The organism is Streptococcus sp. SN-1 (genome assembly GCF_041154385.1).
In the GTDB taxonomy this organism is placed as follows: domain Bacteria; phylum Bacillota; class Bacilli; order Lactobacillales; family Streptococcaceae; genus Streptococcus; species Streptococcus mitis_CT.
In genome coordinates this window covers 976813-998916 of sequence record NZ_AP028929.1, presented here as the reverse complement: position 1 = coordinate 998916, position 22104 = coordinate 976813, and the positions used below count along the sequence as shown (strand labels likewise).

Below are 22104 nucleotides of genomic sequence, written 5' to 3'. Positions count from 1 at the left end.
AAATTTTCAAACAGATTATGAAAACGAATTGTTTTTTTACAATACTATCATAAAGTTCGTCATTTTACTAATAAAATTGTTGTTTTAAAGTAAAAAATAAAACCAGGAAAACAATTTCCTGACTTTACATTTTATTTCACATCAAAAACAATGGATTTGACATTTGTCATCGCTTCAATGCTATATTTAATTCCTTGCACTCCAGCTCCAGAACCTTTGACACCAAGGAATGGGAAATTATCTGGACCACGTTGGGTTTTATTATTAATATGAACTGTACCCACTTCAAGTTTTTCAGCAATTTCAAAGGCCTTTTTGAAATCATTTGTAAAGACTGAGGATTGAAGGCCGAATTCAGATTCGTTGGCAAAGGCAATTGCTTCTTCTACATTAGCCACACGAATAATTGGTAAAACAGGGCCAAATGGCTCTTCCCATGCTACTTTCATATCTTTTGTAACTTGGTCAAAAAGCACTGGCCAGAGAAGATTGCTCTCACGTTTGATTGGTGTAAGAGCCTGAGCCCCTTTTTCTTGCGCATCCTCAATCAAGCCCCAGATGAAGTCGGCTGAAGCATTGTCAATAACAGGTGTAATATCAGCATTGTCAAATGGATCACCAACTGTTAATTTAGCAACCTCTGCTTGAAGCAAAGTAACTAATGTATCTGCTACACTTTCAAGAACAATGACCCGTTTAATGGCCGTGCAACGTTGGCCTGAGTAGCTAAAGGCACCCGCAACAATTTGCTTGGCAGCATGTTCCAAATCTGCATCTTCTAGTACAAGAGCTGCATCTTTCCCACCAAGCTCCAACATGATAGGACGCATACCAGCTAAACGACCAATACGTTCTCCAATAGGAGTTGAACCTGTAAAGTTGATGAAGTTGACTTCTTTGTGCTCAATGATATAATCTCCAATTTCTGAACCACGACCCGTAATAGTATTGAAAACACCTGCTGGAATCCCTGCTTCTTCAAAGGCTTTAGCCAACAAGAGACCAGAAATGGAACCTTGTGTTGGTGGCTTAAACATAACCACATTCCCTGCAATCAAGGCCGGAGCAATCTTAGATCCAGAAAGGTTGACTGGATAGTTAAAGGGAGCAATAGCTAGCACGACTCCAACCGGCTCACGACGGACAACAGCCAGTTTATTTTTACTTGCTGCCTCAAAACCACCACCTTCCATTGCTTGTCCAGTGATACGGAGACCTTCCTCAGCAGCATAACGAATCAAGTCTGCTGTACGCACGACTTCTCCAATTGCTGCTTTAATCCCTTTTGCTACTTCTTTGGCAAGGATAGTACCAATTTCTTCCTTATCGCGTTCTAAAATAGCTGCTGTTTTATGCAAATAAGCCGCACGTTCAACTGCTGATAAAGCTCGCCATGCTGGCAATGCTGCACGCGCAGCTTGCATAGCCTCATCTACTTCTGCTTGGCTCATAGCGGGTACTGTCCCTAATTCTTCTTGATTGATTGGTGAATAAATCGTAATTTCTTTTTCAGATGATTTCCATTCTCCATTTACTAAATTCTGATATCTTGTCAAATTCTCGTCCTCCTGAAAATGATTAAGATATATTTTACCAAATTTTCAGAAAATTACAACCCTTTTTACAATATTTTTGAGATTATTTTCACAAGCTTGACTTTTCAAACTATTTGAACTCTTTTGTTAAGCAGTCAGTACAAGAAGAAAAGGCTTAGATGAACTAAACCTTTTTCATGCTATGTTATTCTTCATTGAGTTTTATAATTTTTAGCAAGAAGATATCCTAGAAATTATACGATACAATTGAAAACTTTTGATTTTTTCTACAAGACTTTAAAGACGCTGGTGCTAACGCCACCAACCATGTCTTTATCACTTAAATGGCTATTGGTCACCAATAGTTCTAGATTTCCAGCATTTTCAAACTGGAAGTCTTGCCCTTTAGCATTAAATACAACCAGTAAATGGTCTTCCCCTTGAATCTCATAGACAATCAAACCACTATGTTCATTTGCTGAATGAACAAAAACATGATGGTAAATTTCATCATAAGTAGGGTAAGAAAAGGCACCGGTTCCTGTCTTCAATCGAATCATCTGACGGATAAACTCAATACTATCTTGACGCTCATTAATCAAGTCCCAGTTCACTTGGTTCACACTGTCTGGAGCATTATAGCTATTCATCGCACGCTCTCTATCATCATGGGTCAACTCACCATTTTCACCAGTCGCAACTAGTTTGGTACGACCAAATTCTTGACCGATTTCCATAAAGGCCATCCCTTGCATGAGTAGGTTCATAGCTGTGGCTGTCTCAACCTTGCGCATGATTTGTTCTGAACTTTGGTCTGGATGAAGAGTTGCCAATAAATCGTGAAGATTGTAATTGTCATGGGCTTCCACATAGTTAAGTACTTGATTTGGAAGTGTATAGGTTCCTAATTCACGACTGCCTAGGATTGCTTTGGCAAGAATTGGCTCTGTCGCAGCACCGCTGACAAAACCTGACTTGATAGCACCATAAACTTCTCCACCTTTGACAGCATCACGCTGATTGTCATTAAAGAAACCAATATTTGGCATTTCGTAGGCGTTGTCTTTCTTAGCCTTATCATAAGGGGCAAGACCTGTTCCCATGTCCCAACCTTCTCCATAAAGGATAATGTTAGGGTCAATTTCATCCAAACTCTGACGAATCATCTGCATGGTCTTGACATCATGAATCCCCATTAAGTCAAAACGGAAGCCGTCAATATTGTATTCCTGCACCCAGTATAGAAGAGAATCAATCATATACTTGCGGAACATTTCGTGTTCACTGGCTGTTTCATTTCCAACGCCTGTTCCATTCTGGAAGGTACCGTCTGGATTCATACGATAATAGTAATCAGGGACAGTTGTTTGGAAAGGTGCATCAACAACTGAGAAGGTATGGTTATAGACCACATCCATAATAACACCAATTCCCGCATCGTGGTAAGCTTGAACCATGGTCTTCAAATCACGAATAACCTGAGCAGGATCATCTGGGTTTGTTGAAAGGCTCGTTTCTGGCGCGTTATAGTTTTGTGGGTCATAACCCCAGTTGTAGGTTACATTTCCATCCGCATCATATTCTTTGTGACGATCTGCAATTGGTTGCAACTGAACATAATTGTAGCCGATCTTCTTGATGTAATCAAAAGCAGTTGACTGGCCATACTGGTTAACCGTTCCAGTCTGAGCAGCACCTAAGAAAGTTCCTCGAAGATGTTCATCTACACCTGAGGTCGGTGATTTGGTCAAATCACGAATGTGCATTTCACAAATAACTGCCTTACATGGATTTGCCAAGCGCCAAGTAGCCTCAGCACCGTGCTTGACCTCGAAGTTTGCAACTTGCTTTTCTTCATGGCTCAGGATAGCTGAACGTTTGCCATCAGGACTGGTCGCGATGGTGTAAGGATCGCGTGTCAGTGTTTGGTGGTGAGGGAATTGGACTTGATACTGATAAGCCTTACCAGTCAAATCTTCCTCAACATCCAAACTCCAGACACCAATAGTATTGTCCTTATGGTTATAAGAGTAGCTATTGCCTCTCTCCATCTCAAAAGTCTTCCAAACAGGAGCATCATTAGTAGCTGATTCATAAACGACAACCTGCACTTCTGTCGCTGTTGGAGCCCAGAGAGCAAAATGAGCCTGATTGTCCTCTACACAGCACCCCAATTCCCCTTGGTAGCCCCAGTGGTGGTCGAAACTAGCGCTATTGATAGCCTTGTCAAAAGCAAAAGGATTTTGATTTTTATAGAAAGGACTTGCAATTGCAGGATTTTCAGAATAATAAATTCTATCATCGCCTTCCAAAATCCAGACCTCTGTTAAGAGGGGATAGTGATTAAAACGGATAGCATATTCTTTACTAGTTTGGCCGGTATGAACCACAAAATTCAAGCTTTCTAAGGGATGAGCACTTGGGTGTTCGAAACTAAATAAAGCACCAAAATAATCTTCTTGGTAAGTCAGTAAATCAATTCGTTGATCCTTACTCTTTACAAAAGAGCAAGTGTCGTATTCACCATTCTTGCGATGGTAATGAATGCGCATAGGGTAGTTATACATTTTTATTTTTCCTTTTCCTTTTTTAATTTGTTTCTGTTTCACTAATAAATTCTTGACCGATTTTGTCCCGATTAACAAACTAGTTATACTGTCTAAACTCTGATTTTAAACAATCATTACAGACTTTCTAGCCAAGCTTCATCTCGAACCTCGATACCAAGTTCTTGTGCTTTTTGCAGTTTACTTCCAGCGTCTGCACCTGCCACGACGAGGTCGGTCTTTTTAGAAACACTGCCTGTCACTTTGGCACCCAGACTTTCGAGTTTACTTTTAGCTTCTGAGCGCTTGAGACGTTCCAATTTTCCAGTCAATACCACGGTCAAACCTGACAAGGCCGCATTCGCAACTACTGTCTGACCTTTATAGTCCAGATTGACCCCAGCTTCTCTCAATTCTCTGAGGAGAATTTCAGAGCCTTCTGTAGCAAAGTAAGTCTGAAGACTCTTGGCAATCACACCACCCAGACTTTCAATACTAGCCACTTCCTCTGGATCTGCCTGAGCCAGATTTTCAATTGAATGAAAATGTTGAAGTAACAACTGACTGGCCTTGCTTCCGACATGGCGAATCCCTAGTCCAAACAAGAGTTTTTCAGCAGAGTTTTCCTTAGATGCTTGAATGGCTTGATACAGTTTAGAAGCAGACTTTTCCTTAACCCCCTCTAAAAGAAGAAAATCTTCCTCTTTCAAACGATAAATATCTGCCACGTCCTTAACCAGATTAGCAGCAAAGAGTTTCTCAACAATAGATGGACCAAGGCCTGTAATATTCATAGCATCACGAGAAGCAAAGTGAATCAAGCCTTCCATGATTTGAGCAGGGCAACGCGGATTGATACAACGCAGGGCCACTTCATCTTCAAAGTGCAGCAAGTCAGAGTTACAACTTGGACAGTTTGTAGGGATATCCAGTTTCTCTTCAGAAACCCGTTTGGACTCTACCACTCGTAAAACAGCAGGGATGATGTCACCAGCCTTATAAACGATAACCGTGTCGTCTTTTCGGATATCTTTTTCAGCAATATAATCCACATTGTGCAGGGTCGCACGGCTAACAGTTGTTCCGGCTAGTTGTACTGGTGTTAGATTCGCAGTTGGGGTTACAACACCCGTACGGCCAACTGTCCAATCAACTGATAAGAGTTGAGCTTCTTTTTCCTCAGCAGGAAACTTGTAGGCCACTGCCCACTTTGGAGCCTTAACGGTAAAACCAAGTTCTTCTTGACCTGCTAGGTCATTGACCTTGATCACCACCCCATCGATATCATAAGGCAGATTGTCCCGTTCCTCTCCTACTTCTTGGATAAAATTCCAAATCTCATCCATGCTTTCAGCCAGAATTCGTTTAGAATTGACTACAAAACCGAGCTGTTCTAGGTGCTTCAAAACCTTTTCTTGGCTGTCACGAGTTGAAGGGCTGGCTTCTTGATAGAGGAAAGTCGCAAGATTACGCTTGGCAACTACTGCTGTATCCAACTGACGTAGTGTGCCTGCCGCCGCATTACGAGGATTGGCAAATTCAGGCTCTCCATTTTCTTGGCGAGCTTGGTTGACCTGGTCAAAAGAAGCGCGTGGCATGTAACATTCCCCACGAACTGTGATATCTAGTTCTTCTGGCAAGGTCAAAGGAATGTCCTTAACACGCTTAAGATTTTCTGTGATATTCTCCCCAACAGAACCGTCTCCACGTGTTGCACCAACAACTAAAATCCCCTTTTCATAAGTAAGCGAGATAGACAAGCCATCGATTTTCAGCTCACAAATATAGGTCGGATGAGCCACTTCCTTACGAACACGCGCGTCAAAAGCTTCAAGCTCCTCACGTGAAAAAGCATCCTGCAAACTATAAAGAGGATACTGATGACTGTATTTTTCAAAACCATCTAAGACTTTGCCACCAACACGATGGGTCGGACTATCTGCTAACACTTGATCTGGATAGGCAGTTTCTAACTCAACCAACTCTCGGTAAAGGCGATCATACTCACTATCTGAAACCGAGGGATTATCGCTGGTATAGTACTCAGTTGCATAGTGATTGAGCAAGGCGACTAACTCATTCATTCTTTTATTCATAAAACCATTTTACCATAAAGTAAGCCCTCCTCACAAACGAGAAGGGCGGAAAAAACACTTAGATTGGAATTATTTTTGAAGTCCAAACAAACTTATGTCTCTTTTTCAAAACGAGTTCGTACATAGCCTAAAGCTAAGAAGGATAAGATGACAACTCCTAGCCCAATAATCAAGAAAGAATAAAGATGAACACTTGGAAGCCAGGTCATTAAACCTGTTGCAATAGGCATAAATAGTATAGCTAAGGTATAAATCGAACTGAGAACTCTACCAAGATATTCACCTTCAACCTTGGTTTGTACCTGAGTAAAAAAGTGAACATTGAACATCGTCATAAACAATTCACAAACGAAATTTCCTGAAAAAGTCAGATAGGATGGGAGAGTGAAGCCCATTATCATCACTCCAAGTCCAGTCAGAGCCAATAAAAACAGAAGCATTTCCATACTGGCTTTAATCTTACTAGCTAGCAAAGCCCCAACAATAGATCCGATAGCCCCCATTGTCAAAATAGTGGCATAGGCTCCTTCTGACCCGTAAAGCTGATTCGAAAAGGGAAGGAGGTAATTAAAAGCTGCGAAGAAAAAATTGACACTTGAAGCCATGACTAACAAAAAGAAGATTTCCTTTTGCTTCACAATATAGTGAACTCCCTCCTTGATATCAGAAAAAATAACTTTGAATGTAAGTTTCTTCTCCCCCAAAGTCTTCTCTTCTTTCTTTGGAAGCAAGGCTACTAAGCCAAAAGCGAGAAAAAAACTAAGGGCATCTAATACCAAGGTAATGCGAAGACTTGCAAATTGTAAGACCAGAAAAGATAGTACAGGGGAACTCACACTGACAACCTGCATCACTAATTCCAAACGAGAATTGTAGAGGACCAGTTCATCCTTCTCTACCAATTCTGTGATAATGGCCTTATTTGCCGGTCTAGAAAAGGCAAAAGCAATAGCCTGCACAATGTTAGCAACAATCAAAGCCCCAATCATCCAGCTATCATTCCTTATGAAAGAAATAGCCAGACAAAGAATCCCACAAACAAGGTCTGTCTCCATTAAAATCTTACGACGAGAAAATCGGTCTGAAATGACTCCGCCAAAGGGATTTACGAGAATAGATGTGACGAGTTCAGAAATCTGATACATTCCTAAAACAGTCTGCCCGATAGTCCCCATGGAAGCCAACCAGACACTATTTCCATAATCATAGAGCATATTCCCTATCTTGTTAACAGCTCCACGACTAATCAACTGTACTGCATAGCGATTCATATAAAAACTCCTCTCAAATTTTGAAACTATTGTATCAAAACTGAAAGGAGCTTTTTATTTTTTCCCTTATTTGGGAAAATTAATCTTTGACAAATTTCTCGTAGTGTTCCTGATAGTAGGCTACTTGCTCTGGAAGACCTAGCACGTCAAAAATATGCATGGCCTCTTTCATCTGCTTACAGCCTTCTTTACACTGTCCTTTTTGGTACAAGGCAAAACCTTTTAAGTAATGTAAAATATTTCGTTCATACAGACTAATGTTTTTACCAATAATCTTCTCTGTATAAGCCTCAAAATAGCTTGCATTGTCAAAAGAAGAATGCTCTAAACAATGCTGGTAACAATTGAGGGCCAAAATCAACACTAATCTCTTATGGCGACCAATCTCTAGGTAAAATTCCTCCCTCTCCATAACTTCTCTACCAATCCGAGTGACATAATCCACATCGTAGAAACTATAGAGGTTACCAAACAGAATCAACTCATACATGGTCCATTCTTCTGTTTTAAAGAGATAATCTGCTACCTTATCCAAATCATCCTGCTTCATCTCATAACTCGAATCTCTTTGACAAATCAAACCTTGTAACAAAATCCAGTTCAGCTCAAAATAAAGGGGAGTCGTCGAACTCTTAGCCTTTTCAAGTTGTTCTATTTGAAGCTTTTGAAAACCTGCAATATCATTTGAATAGTAAAGAGGCACAATTTGTCCCATCATGGCAACATGTTCATGATTATGAAAATTCCTTGCCTTATCCATGAAATTTTCGATTGTGACATGAATGTTATCCAAAAGCTCAAAGAAACGTGAGACTGCTAGGTCAGACTCCCCAAGCTCAAAGCGAGATAACTGAGAAGTTGAACAGGACTCGCCTGCGGCCTCCTTTAAGGAATAATTACCACTTGTCCGAAATTCACGAAATACTTTTCCAAGATGTTCCATCTTTACACCTGCTCTGACAATTCTTCCCACTCAAGCATGGCTTCTTCCTGACGGTGGCTGATTTTGTCCAGTTCAGCCTGCAATTCCATCAGTTTTTCGGCATCGTTTGTCTCCAACATTTGTTCAGAAATGACTTGGCTTTGACTTTCTAACTCTTCGATTTCAGCTTCTAGACTTTCAATTTGTCGCATGAGCTTACGAACTTCTTTTTGACTTTCTTTCTGTGCCTGATAATCATTGACTGGACTTGCTTCTTTTGCTTGATTGCTGGTTGAATCTTCCTCTATCTGACTGACTTCCATTTCAGCCTTTTTATCGACATAATAGTCGTAATCTCCAAGATAGAGAATCGAACCATTTTCAGATAATTCTAAAACATGAGTTGCCACACGATTGATAAAGTAACGGTCGTGGCTGACAAAGAGCAAGGTCCCATCAAAATCAATCAAGGCATTTTCCAACACTTCCTTGCTATCAATATCCAGATGGTTGGTCGGCTCGTCCAGAATCAAGAAGTTGTTGTTTTCCATAGACAATTTAGCCAAAAGCAAACGAGCTTTCTCTCCTCCAGACAGCATACCAACTGATTTTTTAACATCATCTCCTGAAAAAAGAAAGGCACCTAGACGGTTACGGATTTCAACTTCTGGTGTCAGTTTAAAATCATTCCAGAGTTCATCCAGCACCGTATTACTTGCTGTCAACTTACTTTGGGTTTGGTCATAGTAACCAACCTCCACATTGGCGCCAAATCGCTTTTCACCCTTGATAAAAGGAATCTGGTCCACGATTGATTTAATAAAAGTTGACTTGCCGATACCATTGGGACCAACGATAGCAACAGCATTCATCTTACGAAGGTCTAGGTTGATAGGCTCTGACAGTACTTCCCCATCATAGCCAATAGCCACATTTTCAACAGTCAAAACAACATTGCCCGACGTTTTTTCAGACTGGAAGGTCATGTTGGCTGATTTCTTACCAGCTTCAGGCTTGTCCAAACGCTCCATTTTTTCCAGTTGTTTACGACGAGATTGGGCACGTTTGGTCGTCGAAGCTCGGACTAGATTGCGATTGACAAAGTCTTCCAGAGCTGCAATTTCCTTCTGTTGCTTTTCATAGTTTTTTGCCTCAGTAGCTATCTTTTGCTCCCTCAGCTCGACAAAACGAGAGTAGTTGCCAACATAGCGATCCAAAGAATGCTTGGTCAAATCCAGCGTAATCGTTGCAACCTTGTCCAAGAAATAACGGTCGTGGCTGACAATAATGAGAGCACCGCTATAATTTACCAAGTAATTCTCTAGCCAGGCGATGGTTTCGATATCCAAGTGGTTGGTTGGCTCGTCCAAGACCAAGAGATTGGGCTTTTCAAGAAGCATTTTGGCAAGTGCCAAGCGAGTATTTTGACCACCAGAAAGCTCAGCAATTTTCATCTGCCACATAGATTCATCAAACTTGAATCCATTTAAAATCGCTCGAATATCGGCTTCATAGGTAAAGCCACCTGCTTGGCGAAAATTCTCTGATAAGCGATCGTAATCTGACATCAGTTTCTCTAAATCTTCACCAGACTTTTCACCCATCTCCAGCTCCATCTGACGAAGTTGTTTCTCCATCCGACGTAAGTCATCAAATACATGAAGCATCTCATCGTAGATGGTATTTTCAGATTCAAAACGGCTATCTTGGGCTAGGTAAGACAGAGAAATATCTTTTTTCTTATTGATTTCTCCGCTAGTTGGCTCCTCTTCTCCAACCAAAATCTTCAAAAGAGTAGACTTACCTGCTCCATTTTTCCCAACAAGGGCAATCCTATCACGTTCATCAACCTGCAGGTTGATATTATCAAAAAGAACCTCTCCTGCAAATGAACGTTCAATTTTATTAGCTTGTAAAATAATCATACAAGTAGTATAGCATGTTTCCCTAAGGCATTCAAGACTTGATAAACAGGCATATGTCACTACTTTTCTGAAAATTATGCTACCGTTTTACTAAAACGCTAAAAAGTGCTATAATGTGAACGGTTAAAACAATTTACAAAAAGGAGAATTTTAATGTCTTACCAAGAAAATTACCAGAAATGGGTTGATTTTGCGGAGCTTCCTGACTACCTTCGTCAAGATTTGGAAAATATGGACGAAAAAACAAAGGAAGATGCCTTCTATACAAATCTTGAATTTGGTACTGCAGGTATGCGTGGCTTGATTGGTGCTGGTACAAACCGCATCAACATCTACGTTGTTCGCCAAGCTACTGAGGGATTGGCTCGTTTGATTGAGTCAAAAGGTGGAAACGAAAAAGAACGTGGTGTCGCAATCGCCTACGATAGCCGTCACTTCTCACCTGAGTTTGCCTTTGAATCTGCGGCAGTTCTTGCTAAACACGGCATCAAATCTTATGTATTTGAAAGCCTTCGTCCAACTCCAGAACTCTCATTTGCAGTTCGTCATCTCAACTGTTTCGCAGGTATCATGGTCACAGCCAGCCACAACCCTGCTCCATTTAACGGTTACAAGGTTTACGGTGAAGACGGTGGACAAATGCCTCCACACGACGCAGACGCTTTGACTACTTATATCCGTGCAATCGAAAACCCATTTGCGGTAGAAGTTGCTGATGTGGAAGCTGAAAAAGCTTCTGGCTTGATTGAAGTTATCGGAGAAGCTGTTGACGTAGAATACCTTAAAGAGGTTAAGGACGTAAACATCAACCCAGCCTTGATTGAAGAATTTGGTAAAGACATGAAGATTGTCTACACACCACTTCATGGTACTGGTGAAATGTTGGCTCGTCGTGCTCTTGCCCAAGCAGGATTTGACTCTGTTCAAGTCGTTGAAGCGCAAGCAACTGCTGACCCAGACTTCTCAACTGTAAAATCTCCAAACCCAGAAAGCCAAGCAGCCTTTGCACTTGCTGAAGAACTTGGTCGTCAAGTTGGTGCAGATGTTCTTGTAGCAACTGACCCAGACGCTGACCGTGTTGGTGTGGAAGTTCTTCAAAAAGATGGTAGCTACCTCAACCTTTCAGGTAACCAAATCGGTGCTATCATGGCTAAGTACATCTTGGAAGCCCACAAAAATGCTGGAACTCTTCCTGAAAATGCCGCTCTCTGCAAATCTATCGTATCAACTGACTTGGTAACTAAGATTGCTGAAAGCTACGGCGCAACTATGTTCAACGTCTTGACTGGTTTCAAATTTATCGCTGAAAAAATCCAAGAATTCGAAGAAAAACACAATCACACTTACATGATGGGATTTGAAGAAAGCTTCGGTTACTTGATTAAACCATTCGTACGTGATAAAGACGCTATCCAAGCTGTTCTAGTCGTTGCTGAACTTGCTGCCTACTACCGTTCACGCGGTTTGACACTTGCTGATGGTATCGAAGAAATCTACAAAGAGTACGGCTACTACGCAGAAAAGACAATCTCTGTTACTCTTTCAGGTGTCGATGGTGCTGAACAAATCAAAGCGATTATGGCTAAATTCCGTAACAATGCTCCAAAAGAATGGAACACAACAGCTATCACTGTCGTAGAAGACTTCAAGGCACAAACTGCTACTGCTGCTGACGGTACTGTTACAAACTTGACAACTCCTCCAAGTGATGTTTTGAAATACACACTTGCTGACGGTTCATGGATTGCTGTTCGCCCTTCAGGGACAGAACCAAAAATCAAGTTCTACATTGCAGTTGTAGGGGAAACCAACGAAAAATCACAAGCTAAGATTGCTAACATCGAAGCAGAAATCAATGCTTTTGTAAAATAAGTCCCTATAAAAGATGAGACAAACCAATCTCATCTTTTTTCGTATCAAATCTAAGCAATTTTAGAAACTTTATGGCATACTAGACTTATCAATGAAAGCGAGGTAATCTCATGGAACAATTTTTAGATAACATCAAAGACCTTGAAGTCACTACAGTTGCGCGTGCGCAAGAAGCTCTTGATAAAAAAGAAACTGCAACCTTCTTTATCGGTCGTAAAACTTGCCCTTACTGCCGTAAATTTGCAGGTACATTGTCAGGTGTCGTAGCTGAAACTAAAGCTCACATCTACTTCATCAATAGTGAAGAACCAAGCCAACTCAATGAGTTGCAAGCATTCCGCTCACGCTATGGCATCCCAACTGTACCAGGCTTCGTTCACATTGCAGATGGACAAATCAATGTTCGTTGCGACTCTTCAATGTCAGCACAAGAAATCAAAGATTTTGCAGGATTGTAAAAAATCAGCTAGCAAGTTTTAAAATCACAAAAATGCATAATGGATCCGAAGAACGCTTTGTGAAGTACATAGATTTTTAGGATACGACAAAAATGTTGTATCCTTTTTTGTATCCCTTTTTTAAAAACAGGGTCTGTTTTAGGGTCTGCCTTTTTCGCAAAAGAATACCAAGGAATACCAAAGACAAAAATAAAAAACGTTGATTTAACAACGTTTTACCAAGGAATGCAAAAGAATGCAAAGGAATAATGGAGCCGGTGGGAGTCGAACCCACGTCCAAACACCTGCCAACATATTTGTCTACAACCATAGGTTATGTATTAGTTTAACAGTCCCTCGACACATAACTCAAGCCTAGAAACTGCGAGTCTATCAATCTCTTATCAAGCCGCTAGACAAGACTTGATCGTATCTCGCTAATAATAAGACCTGTCATTGAACACGAGCAATCCAAATCGGGTCACGCCTGCTGGTTTTTAGGCAGCTAGAGCGTAAGAAGTGTTATTTTTTGCAGTTATATTTAACTGAGCGTTTACGTCGCCACACGAGTCGCAAAATATGCCTCATAATGCCTGTCGAATCCGTAACGACCCCAAAAGACAATAAAACCATTATACCTTATCTAACTAAAAAATGCAAAAGGGAAATCAACTAACTAAAAAAGATAGTCTTTCAAGGCTTTTGACAAAACCTGATAACCAGCAACACTGAGGTGCAGCCCATCAGTTGTGTAGTCTTTTTTGAGTTGGCCTGCTTGGTCTGTCAAACTATCAAAAACTGGTACAAATTCCACCTGCATATAGGCAGAAGCAAGCTCTTGATAGGCTTGATTCCATTTCTGAATTTTTTCATTTGTGCGGATATAGACTGTCTGCTTGTACTCCTCTCCCTCATTGACTGGCAAAATAGAAAGCAATTTAATCTCAGTCAATGGATAATCGTGAGTAATGGATTGTATGATAGCTTCGAGATTATTGAGAGTCTCATTCACAGGCACATCTTTTCCGATATCATTTGTCCCAATCAAAAGGACAATTTTATCTACCGCCCCACCGTATAGATGCGCATCCAGATTCTCTAATAACAGTCCTGTCTGATAACCTCGAATGCCTCGATTGACAATCGTCTTCGAAGTTCCAAATAGCTCCTGTATAGGATAATACTCGACAATGGAATCCCCAATAAAAAGAATGTCTGGCTCTACAACAGAAACTTGATTTAGGTGACGATACTTGGTTTGAATTTCACCTTGTTCCTTTAGGAGCCAATTTTCTAATAACTGTACTGCCACTTCATTCTCCTTTTTCTAACCAATTTTCCAAGACTTGATAAACTCCTCCTTGGCTGTTGGCTGGCGCTAGAGCAGTCGCCACAGCTTTGGCTTTATCATCAGCATTTTCCATCGCATAGGCAATTCCAGCCATTTCAAGCATTTCAACATCATTTTCACTATCGCCAAAAGCCATGATTTGTTGGGGGTTCAAGTCCCAACGCTTGAGTAATTCTTCCAAGCCCCATGCTTTATGAATCCCAGCTTGGAGGATATCAATGCAACCATAGCCACTGGATACAGCACGAACACGGCCATCAAAGAGGTCATTGATTTCTTCCAAGACCGAACTCAAACGTTCCTCACCAACTACCATGCTCATCTTAAGCACACCACCAAAGAGGTCAGAGGTTAATTCATCCACAAACTGCATCCGTTGGTAGAATTTTTCAATCATTTCTGGAGTCATAAAACTTTCAAGATCTGTAAAAATAGTACCTTCCTTGACGAAACCACCCTTCATCCCCGTTACAACAAACTGGTCCTGACACGCTCGACCCTTGAAATGAGCCAAAGCCTTATCGACAATGGCATCATCCCAAGTCTGAGCCTGAATCAGTTCATTATTTTCAAAAATACGAGCACCATTGGCAACAACCAGAACCACTCGATCCACCAAGTGCTCCAGTAATTGCCTCATGCGGTAAATTTCATTGCCCGTCGCGATGACAAAACGAATACCCCTTTGATCCAACTGATCTAAAATCTTTTCCAATCGTGGGAGATTAAGCTGGCCTCTAGCATCCAGCAAGGTCCCATCCATATCTGTCGCAATTACTTTAATCGTCATTTTCTTTCCTCTGGATTCAAGCTAGTCCCACTTCAATCCAACATGTTCGTTCATTTCTTTGTAGGCTGTATCAATTCGTTCCTTAGTCACTTCATCTAACTGGTCACGATGACTGCCACCCTCTATGAAATCTTCCAAGATATAGGTTTGATAATGATATAAAGGATAGCCCTCTGGTGAAAAGGTTCCCTTTGGTGTTCGATTGACCCAAGTAGGATGAGCTTTAGCTGTTCCGATAGTTGTTTTTCCATCCTTCTTCTTAATGGTCACGTCCATGAGAACACCCCGTTCAGTCCACTTAGCATTTTCTACCCCTTGCATGGTCTCAATTCGTTGATTGGAAATGAAGTTCCCCATTGAATAGATAATGAGTTTCTTGTCCCCATCTTTTTCAACAATTTCAGACGGTTCAACTACGTGTGGATGCCCTCCAAAGATAATATCTGCTCCCCAATCAATCATCTTGTGATAAAGAGCTTTTTGCTCTTCAGTCGGTTCTATGCGATACTCAACACCCATTTGTGGCATGATAATGGTGATATCTGCTTCCTTTTCCGCCCGTTCAATTTCAGACTTCATTTTATTCTCATCTAAATCTGAAAGATAGTGATTATAATCCTCTTGAGAAATATTTTGCTCAATTCCATTAAATCCATAAGAATAAGCCAAAAGTGCAACCTTGATACCATTCACTTCCTTAATGACCAGCGGAGCCTGATCACGTGGCTCGTGCGTATAAACTCCAATTGGTGTTATTCCTGCTTTTTCGATAGCATTTGCCGTTGAAATAACCCCCTCAATTTGCGAATCCAAAATGTGATTATGAGCCAAATCTAGAACATGGTAACCTGCATCCTTAATGGCATCCATAACTTCAGCAGGAGCATTAAAGAGAGGATAACCTGCTAAATAATGATCCTTATTAATGGTTCCTTCAAAGTCACCAATAGCTAAGTCTGCTTGCTTAAGCCAAGGAGTAACATACTCAAAATTCTCATGAAAATCATACGTTCCATCATCCTTTTTTGCTGAAAAGTAAAGAATATCATGATAAAGCAAATCACCATGAGCCATAATTCTAGCAGTTTTTTCCTCTTCCTGCTCCTGAGAATTTTTCTTAGTTCCTTCTTGAGAAATAGTATTTCGTTTTTGACTGGTCATAGGCATACCTTGGAAGCTTTCAAACAACAAGACCAAGCCCATTGATAAAGCAACTGCTAGCAAGAGTACCGCCACAAATCCCTTGTTGCTCCACTTACGATAACTCCTAAAAAAGTTTACCAAGCCCCTCATAAAACGAAAAGCTAAACCACCCTGATTTCTATCTTGTCTTCTTTGCATCTTCATTCTCCCTACTTTCTAATGCAAGCCTTTTCTTTTTATTATATCACAGATAAGTAATTCTTTCACAATTGAATTGAACCTAGTAGGCATTTTCTATAAAAGCTCGATGCCGTAATGCTTTCAATCCTTGTCATTTTGTGATATCATGTAGAAGTAATGAAAGGAGAGAAAATGTCTGCTATAGAACGTATTACAAAAGCTGCTCACTTAATTGATATGAAAGATATTATCCGCGAAGGGAACCCAACTCTACGCGCGGTTGCTGAGGAAGTTACTTTCCCCCTATCTGACCAGGAAATCATCCTTGGTGAAAAGATGATGCAATTCCTCAAACATTCCCAAGATCCTGTCATGGCTGAAAAGATGGGGCTACGCGGTGGGGTTGGACTTGCTGCTCCTCAATTGGATATCTCAAAACGCATTATCGCTGTTTTAGTACCAAATATTGTTGAAGAAGGAGAAACTCCAGAGGAAGCCTACGATTTGCAAGCCATTATGTACAATCCAAAAATCGTCTCTCACTCTGTTCAAGACGCTGCTCTTGGTGAAGGAGAAGGTTGTCTGTCTGTTGACCGCAACGTACCTGGCTATGTTGTTCGCCATGCCCGCGTTACTGTTGACTACTTTGACAAGGATGGAGAAAAACACCGTATCAAACTCAAAGGCTACAACTCCATCGTTGTTCAGCATGAAATTGACCACATTAACGGAATCATGTTTTACGATCGTATCAATGAAAAAGACCCATTTGCAGTTAAAGATGGTTTACTAATTCTAGAATAAAGAAAATCCCGTTGCAAGACGGGGTTTTGTGTTATAATAGAGGCATGAAAACAAATGATATTGTCTATGGCGTTCACGCCGTTACCGAAGCCCTCCTTGCAAACACAGGAAACAAACTTTACCTCCAAGAAGATCTCCGAGGTAAGAATGTTGAGAAAGTCAAAGAACTGGCTACAGAAAAGAAGGTGTCCATTTCTTGGACTTCAAAAAAATCTCTCTCTGAGATGACTGAAGGTGCTGTCCACCAAGGTTTTGTTCTACGAGTATCTGAATTTGCCTATAGCGAATTAGAACACATCCTAGCAAAAACACGCCAAGAAGAAAATCCACTTCTGTTGATTCTGGATGGCTTAACTGACCCTCACAACCTAGGCTCCATCCTGAGAACGGCCGATGCGACCAACGTTTCAGGTGTCATCATTCCCAAACACCGTGCTGTCGGAGTTACTCCTGTCGTTGCCAAAACGGCCACAGGTGCTATTGAACACGTTCCCATTGCACGAGTGACCAACCTAAGCCAAACTCTAGACAAACTCAAGGATGAAGGCTTCTGGACCTTTGGAACAGATATGAATGGGACTCCTTGCCATAAGTGGAATACAAAAGGGAAAATCGCCCTCATCATCGGAAATGAAGGCAAAGGCATCTCTAGCAACATCAAAAAACAGGTCGACGAGATGATTACCATTCCGATGAATGGACATGTTCAAAGTCTCAATGCCAGTGTTGCTGCGGCTATTCTCATGTACGAAGTTTTCCGAAATAGACTATAAAAGCGGCTGGACAAAAACTAACTTCTAACTAAAAGCACACAGTGATTTTTAAATAACTGATCTGTAGATTGAATTCTTGGACAATTTTGTAAACTCCATGCTGATTAAGATGAATCCTAGCTCTACTACGCTGGCCTACTTGTCTCTAACACACACTCTGAGCTCACCAAAAATATTCTCTAATTTTCGAAAAACGAGATCAGTTGCCCTCCTCCATTTGACATAGATGCTAGATTCTTCTTCGATATATCATGTGTTCTGAACGAAGTTTCCTAAAGAAATTCTAATACTCAATGAAAATCAAAGAGCAAACTAGGAAGCTAGCCGCAGGCTGGACTTAAGTACGGCAAGGCGAATCTGATGCGGTTTGAAGAGATTTTCGAAGAATATAAGTTGTATCATAACAAATTGATTTCTGAGTTCCTTATATAAGAAAATGAGCATCTCCAACTACGAGAATGCTCATTTTTTAGGATTGTATAGGCATATTTTACATATGTTTCAAACGTTCAATCCGTTCTGAGATAGGTGGATGGGTATAAAAGAGTTTTTGGAACCCTCCCCCTTTCTTGGGATCATTGATATAAAGTGCACTGCTGGCATCATCGACAGGACGACTCATCGGTTTACTATTATCCAACTTACGTAGAGCATTGATCATCCCTTGCGGATTGCGCGTCAACTCGACACTGGAAGCATCAGCTAGGAATTCCCTCTGGCGAGAAATAGCTAGTTGCACCAAGGTTGCAGCGAGAGGTGCCAGCACAATTGCAAGTAGGGAAACCACTAGCATAATGATTTCTAAGCCATTTCCATCCCGATCATCATCACTTCGTCTGCGACCTGCGCCACCCCACCACATCATACGACCTGCCATACTAGAAAGCATGGTGATAGCACTGGCAAGGGCAACAGCAATAGTCGAAATACGGATATCGTAATTACGAATATGACTGACTTCATGTCCCATAACAGCTTCTAGCTCCTCACGATTCATGATAGCTAGGAGACCTGACGTCGCAGCAACCGCCGCATTTTGAGGGTTAGAACCTGTCGCAAAGGCATTTAAGGCAGGTTCATCAATGATGAAAACACGGGGCATAGGAATCTGAGCCACCATAGCCATATCTTCCACTACATGGTAGAGGTCTGGTGCCGTTTGTTCATCAACCTCACGCGCCCCGTTCATGGACATGACAATCTCTGTCGATTGAAAAATCATGGACAAGGCATAGATAAAGCCAATAATCAGTGCGATAATCAAACCACCAAGCCCAGATCGCATAAAGAGGTAACCAACCGCATAGCCAACAAGAGCTAAGAGTAGGAAAAATACCAGCAACAAAATCCAGGTTTTTCGTTTATTGCTTGCAATTTGATCAAACAACATCTTAGTCACCTAAACCGCTAAAATCAACTTTAGGAACTGCTTTTTCCTCTTCTGGTGTTTGAAGGAAATCTGCTGCTTTAAATCCAAACATTCCAGCGATAATATTGCTTGGGAAAGTTTCTAATTTTACATTGTAGTTGCTGACAACACTGTTGTAAAGTTGACGAGAGTATGAAATTTTATTTTCTGTGTTTGTCAACTCCTCTTGCAATTTAACAAAGTTGGCACTAGCTTTCAAATCTGGATAGCTTTCTGCAACAGCAAAAATACCTGAAACCTGACGAGTGAGGGCATCACTAGCTTTCATAGCTTCTGCTGGTGAAGTCGCTGCAGCAACTTGATTGCGAAGTTCTGCCACCTTTTCAAGGGTAGAACCTTCATATTTAGCATAACCTTTTACAGTCTCAATCAAGTTTGGCAAGAGATCATTTCGACGTTTCAACTGAACATCAATCTGACTCCAAGCCTCCTTTGTTTGCATACGATTCTTAACCAAACCGTTATAGCTAACAATTACAAAAATAACAATAAGAGCGATAACTCCAAGAATAATCCAAGTCATTATATAAGTCCTTTCTACTTTTAGATTAGTACCAGTATATCAAATTTTTAATGATTGTGGTAAAATAAGATGATACTAAAGAAGGAAATAACTATGAAATCAGAAACATTTTACAACTTGCTTGCCGAGCAAAATATTCCACTTTCGGACCAGCAAAAAAAACAATTTGATCGTTATTTTGAACTCTTGGTCGAGTGGAATGAAAAGATTAATTTAACAGCTATTACGGACAAGGAAGAAGTTTATCTCAAACATTTTTACGATTCGATTGCACCCATTCTTCAAGGTTTGATTCCCAATGAAACTATCAAACTTCTTGACATCGGTGCTGGGGCAGGATTTCCTAGTCTACCAATGAAAATTCTCTATCCTCAGTTAGATGTGACCATCATTGATTCACTCAATAAGCGCATCAACTTCCTCCAACTGTTGGCTCAAGAACTGGATTTAGACAATGTTCATTTCTACCATGGACGTGCCGAAGATTTTGCCCAAGATAAGAACTTCCGTGCTCAATATGATTTTGTAACAGCTCGTGCGGTTGCCCGCATGCAGGTTTTATCTGAATTGACAATTCCTTACCTGCAAGTTGGCGGAAAACTATTGGCACTCAAGGCCAGCAATGCGCCTGAGGAATTATTAGAAGCTAAGAATGCCCTCAACCTCCTTTTTAGTAAGGTCGAAGACAATCTCAGCTACGCTCTACCTAATGGAGATCCGCGCTACATCACAGTAGTAGAAAAGAAAAAAGAAACACCAAATAAATATCCACGTAAGGCTGGCATGCCCAATAAACGCCCGCTTTAATCTTTTTAGTAAAAAAATATTTACAAAGTCAACCTCGCTTTTTTATTTCTAGGCTCGGGAAAAAATGATTTACAAAATCATTTTTTTCTGCTATACTATCCTAAGCAAAGGTTTTTAATGTCATCCCGTGAGGTGACGAAGACGCAGAAATATTTGAAACTCTTTAAAGTCTAGATTTTAAAGAAGTCTTACTCTGAGGGCCTATTGCTGTAAAATAATGGGCTCTTTTTTGATGCCCAAAAGTGAGGTTTATATGAAACAAGAATCAACTGTTGATTTGTTACTAGACGTTAACCAACGTCCTTCAGCTGGAAAAGGAATTCTCCTTAGCTTCCAACACGTTTTCGCCATGTTCGGTGCAACCATCTTGGTACCCTTGATTTTGGGAATGCCTGTATCTGTTGCCCTTTTTGCTTCAGGTGTTGGAACACTCATCTACATGATTTCAACTGGATTTAAAGTTCCAGTTTATCTAGGTTCTTCATTTGCCTTTATCACAGCTATGTCACTGGCTATGAAAGAAATGGGTGGTGATGTATCTGCTGCCCAAACAGGGGTTATCTTGACTGGTTTGGTCTATGTCCTTGTGGCTGCTGGTGTTCGTTTTGCAGGTACAAAATGGATTGATAAACTCTTACCACCAATCATTATCGGTCCTATGATTATCGTTATCGGTCTAGGACTGGCAGGTTCAGCAGTTACTAACGCTGGACTTGTAGCGGACGGAAATTGGAAAAATGCTCTTGTAGCAGTTGTTACTTTCTTGATTGCTGCCTTTATCAATACTAAAGGAAAGGGCTTCCTACGAATCATTCCATTCCTCTTTGCTATTATCGGTGGTTACCTCTTCGCACTAACCCTTGGCTTGGTTGATTTTACACCAGTTCTTAAAGCTAACTGGTTCGAGATTCCTGGTTTCTACTTGCCATTTAGCACTGGTGGTGCCTTTAAAGAATACAATCTTTACTTTGGTCCAGAAACCATCGCTATCTTGCCAATCGCTATCGTAACAATTTCTGAACATATCGGAGACCATACTGTTTTGGGTCAAATCTGTGGCCGTCAATTCTTGAAAGAACCAGGTCTTCACCGTACTCTTCTTGGTGACGGTATCGCAACTTCAGTTTCTGCCTTCCTTGGTGGACCAGCCAATACAACTTACGGAGAAAATACAGGGGTTATCGGTATGACTCGTATCGCTTCTGTCTCAGTTATCCGTAACGCTGCCTTTATCGCGATTGCCCTTAGCTTCCTTGGTAAATTCACTGCCTTGATTTCAACCATTCCAAATGCTGTACTTGGTGGTATGTCAATCCTTCTCTATGGAGTTATCGCCAGCAACGGTTTGAAAGTCTTGATTAAAGAACGTGTTGATTTTGCTCAAATGCGTAACCTAATCATCGCAAGTGCTATGTTGGTCCTTGGACTTGGAGGAGCTATCCTTAAACTCGGTCCAGTTACCCTTTCAGGTACTGCCCTATCAGCCATGACAGGAATCATCTTGAACTTGATCTTACCATACGAAAATAAAGATTAAGAGACTTGACACAGAAAGAGAATAAACAAAAACGAGTTTCTCTTTACTAACCCCAAAAAGTTGCACAAATAATTATTGAAAGGATTTAGTTCTGTACTGCACAGGACTAAGTCCTTTTATAATAAAATGAAGCAAAACAGTACATAATGTGGTATCGTCAATT

17 protein-coding genes and 1 other RNA gene are annotated in these 22104 nt (G+C 40.8%); 6 read left to right on the top strand and 12 right to left on the bottom strand.

Annotated elements, in window-relative coordinates:
• Window positions 1-131: 131 nt before the first annotated feature.
• The 6 genes from ACAM22_RS04415 to ACAM22_RS04390 form a co-directional block, all read right to left on the bottom strand.
• A complete protein-coding gene (locus ACAM22_RS04415) occupies window positions 132-1556 on the bottom strand; it encodes an NADP-dependent glyceraldehyde-3-phosphate dehydrogenase (RefSeq protein WP_369606996.1) in 1425 nt (474 codons plus the stop codon).
• A 266-nt stretch (window positions 1557-1822) separates the two neighbouring features.
• Window positions 1823-4102, bottom strand: coding sequence for a type I pullulanase (gene pulA, locus ACAM22_RS04410; RefSeq protein WP_369607015.1), 2280 nt, complete (start codon window positions 4100-4102; stop codon window positions 1823-1825).
• Between the two features lie 116 nt (window positions 4103-4218).
• Window positions 4219-6177: an NAD-dependent DNA ligase LigA gene (gene ligA, locus ACAM22_RS04405; RefSeq protein WP_265526307.1), complete on the bottom strand. Its 1959-nt coding sequence runs from the start codon at window positions 6175-6177 to the stop codon at window positions 4219-4221.
• A 92-nt stretch (window positions 6178-6269) separates the two neighbouring features.
• Window positions 6270-7448 carry an MFS transporter gene (locus ACAM22_RS04400; protein WP_265526308.1) on the bottom strand — a complete coding sequence of 393 codons (1179 nt, stop codon included), beginning with the start codon at window positions 7446-7448 and terminating at the stop codon, window positions 6270-6272.
• 79 nt (window positions 7449-7527) lie between these two features.
• A complete protein-coding gene (locus tag ACAM22_RS04395; RefSeq protein ID WP_369606995.1) occupies window positions 7528-8391 on the bottom strand; it encodes a MutR family transcriptional regulator in 864 nt (287 codons plus the stop codon).
• A 2-nt stretch (window positions 8392-8393) separates the two neighbouring features.
• A complete protein-coding gene (locus ACAM22_RS04390; RefSeq protein WP_261028084.1) occupies window positions 8394-10295 on the bottom strand; it encodes an ABC-F family ATP-binding cassette domain-containing protein in 1902 nt (633 codons plus the stop codon).
• A gap of 153 nt (window positions 10296-10448) precedes the next feature.
• On the opposite strand from ACAM22_RS04390, the gene ACAM22_RS04385 reads away from it, so the two are divergent.
• Window positions 10449-12167 carry a phospho-sugar mutase gene (locus tag ACAM22_RS04385; protein WP_203175383.1) on the top strand — a complete coding sequence of 573 codons (1719 nt, stop codon included), beginning with the start codon at window positions 10449-10451 and terminating at the stop codon, window positions 12165-12167.
• 110 nt (window positions 12168-12277) lie between these two features.
• Window positions 12278-12625: a thioredoxin gene (locus ACAM22_RS04380; RefSeq protein ID WP_369606994.1), complete on the top strand. Its 348-nt coding sequence runs from the start codon at window positions 12278-12280 to the stop codon at window positions 12623-12625.
• Between the two features lie 246 nt (window positions 12626-12871).
• Here the strand turns inward: ACAM22_RS04380 and ssrA are convergent.
• The 4 genes from ssrA to ACAM22_RS04360 all read right to left on the bottom strand — a co-directional run bounded on the left by ssrA (window position 12872) and on the right by ACAM22_RS04360 (window position 16086).
• Window positions 12872-13219: a transfer-messenger RNA gene (ssrA, locus tag ACAM22_RS04375) on the bottom strand.
• A gap of 61 nt (window positions 13220-13280) precedes the next feature.
• The gene (locus tag ACAM22_RS04370) at window positions 13281-13916 is read right to left on the bottom strand and encodes an SGNH/GDSL hydrolase family protein (RefSeq protein WP_369606993.1); all 636 of its coding nucleotides are present in this window, start codon (window positions 13914-13916) and stop codon (window positions 13281-13283) included.
• A gap of 1 nt (window position 13917) precedes the next feature.
• Window positions 13918-14745 (bottom strand): HAD family hydrolase, encoded by an 828-nt coding sequence (locus ACAM22_RS04365; protein WP_369606992.1) that lies wholly within the window; start codon window positions 14743-14745, stop codon window positions 13918-13920.
• A 21-nt stretch (window positions 14746-14766) separates the two neighbouring features.
• A complete protein-coding gene (locus ACAM22_RS04360; RefSeq protein WP_369606991.1) occupies window positions 14767-16086 on the bottom strand; it encodes a CapA family protein in 1320 nt (439 codons plus the stop codon).
• Window positions 16087-16260: 174 nt separating this feature from the next.
• Here ACAM22_RS04360 and def point away from each other — a divergent pair, with 174 nt between their 5' ends.
• On the top strand, window positions 16261-16872 hold the full coding sequence (gene def / locus ACAM22_RS04355) for a peptide deformylase (RefSeq protein ID WP_001272936.1): 612 nt from the start codon (window positions 16261-16263) through the stop codon (window positions 16870-16872).
• A gap of 44 nt (window positions 16873-16916) precedes the next feature.
• On the top strand, window positions 16917-17645 hold the full coding sequence (rlmB, locus tag ACAM22_RS04350) for a 23S rRNA (guanosine(2251)-2'-O)-methyltransferase RlmB (RefSeq protein WP_000855758.1): 729 nt from the start codon (window positions 16917-16919) through the stop codon (window positions 17643-17645).
• Between the two features lie 490 nt (window positions 17646-18135).
• Here the strand turns inward: rlmB and htpX are convergent, their stop codons facing one another.
• Both htpX and ACAM22_RS04340 read right to left on the bottom strand, forming a co-directional pair.
• The gene (gene htpX, locus ACAM22_RS04345; RefSeq protein ID WP_369606990.1) at window positions 18136-19035 is read right to left on the bottom strand and encodes a zinc metalloprotease HtpX; all 900 of its coding nucleotides are present in this window, start codon (window positions 19033-19035) and stop codon (window positions 18136-18138) included.
• Window position 19036: 1 nt separating this feature from the next.
• Window positions 19037-19597 (bottom strand): LemA family protein, encoded by a 561-nt coding sequence (locus ACAM22_RS04340; RefSeq protein WP_000219822.1) that lies wholly within the window; start codon window positions 19595-19597, stop codon window positions 19037-19039.
• 93 nt (window positions 19598-19690) lie between these two features.
• On the opposite strand from ACAM22_RS04340, the gene rsmG reads away from it, so the two are divergent.
• Together rsmG and ACAM22_RS04330 are read left to right on the top strand one after the other, a co-directional pair.
• Entirely contained in the window at window positions 19691-20404 is a 714-nt protein-coding gene (gene rsmG / locus ACAM22_RS04335) for a 16S rRNA (guanine(527)-N(7))-methyltransferase RsmG (protein ID WP_261055447.1), read from the top strand.
• Between the two features lie 253 nt (window positions 20405-20657).
• On the top strand, window positions 20658-21941 hold the full coding sequence (locus tag ACAM22_RS04330) for a solute carrier family 23 protein (RefSeq protein ID WP_261043677.1): 1284 nt from the start codon (window positions 20658-20660) through the stop codon (window positions 21939-21941).
• Window positions 21942-22104 lie beyond the last annotated feature (163 nt).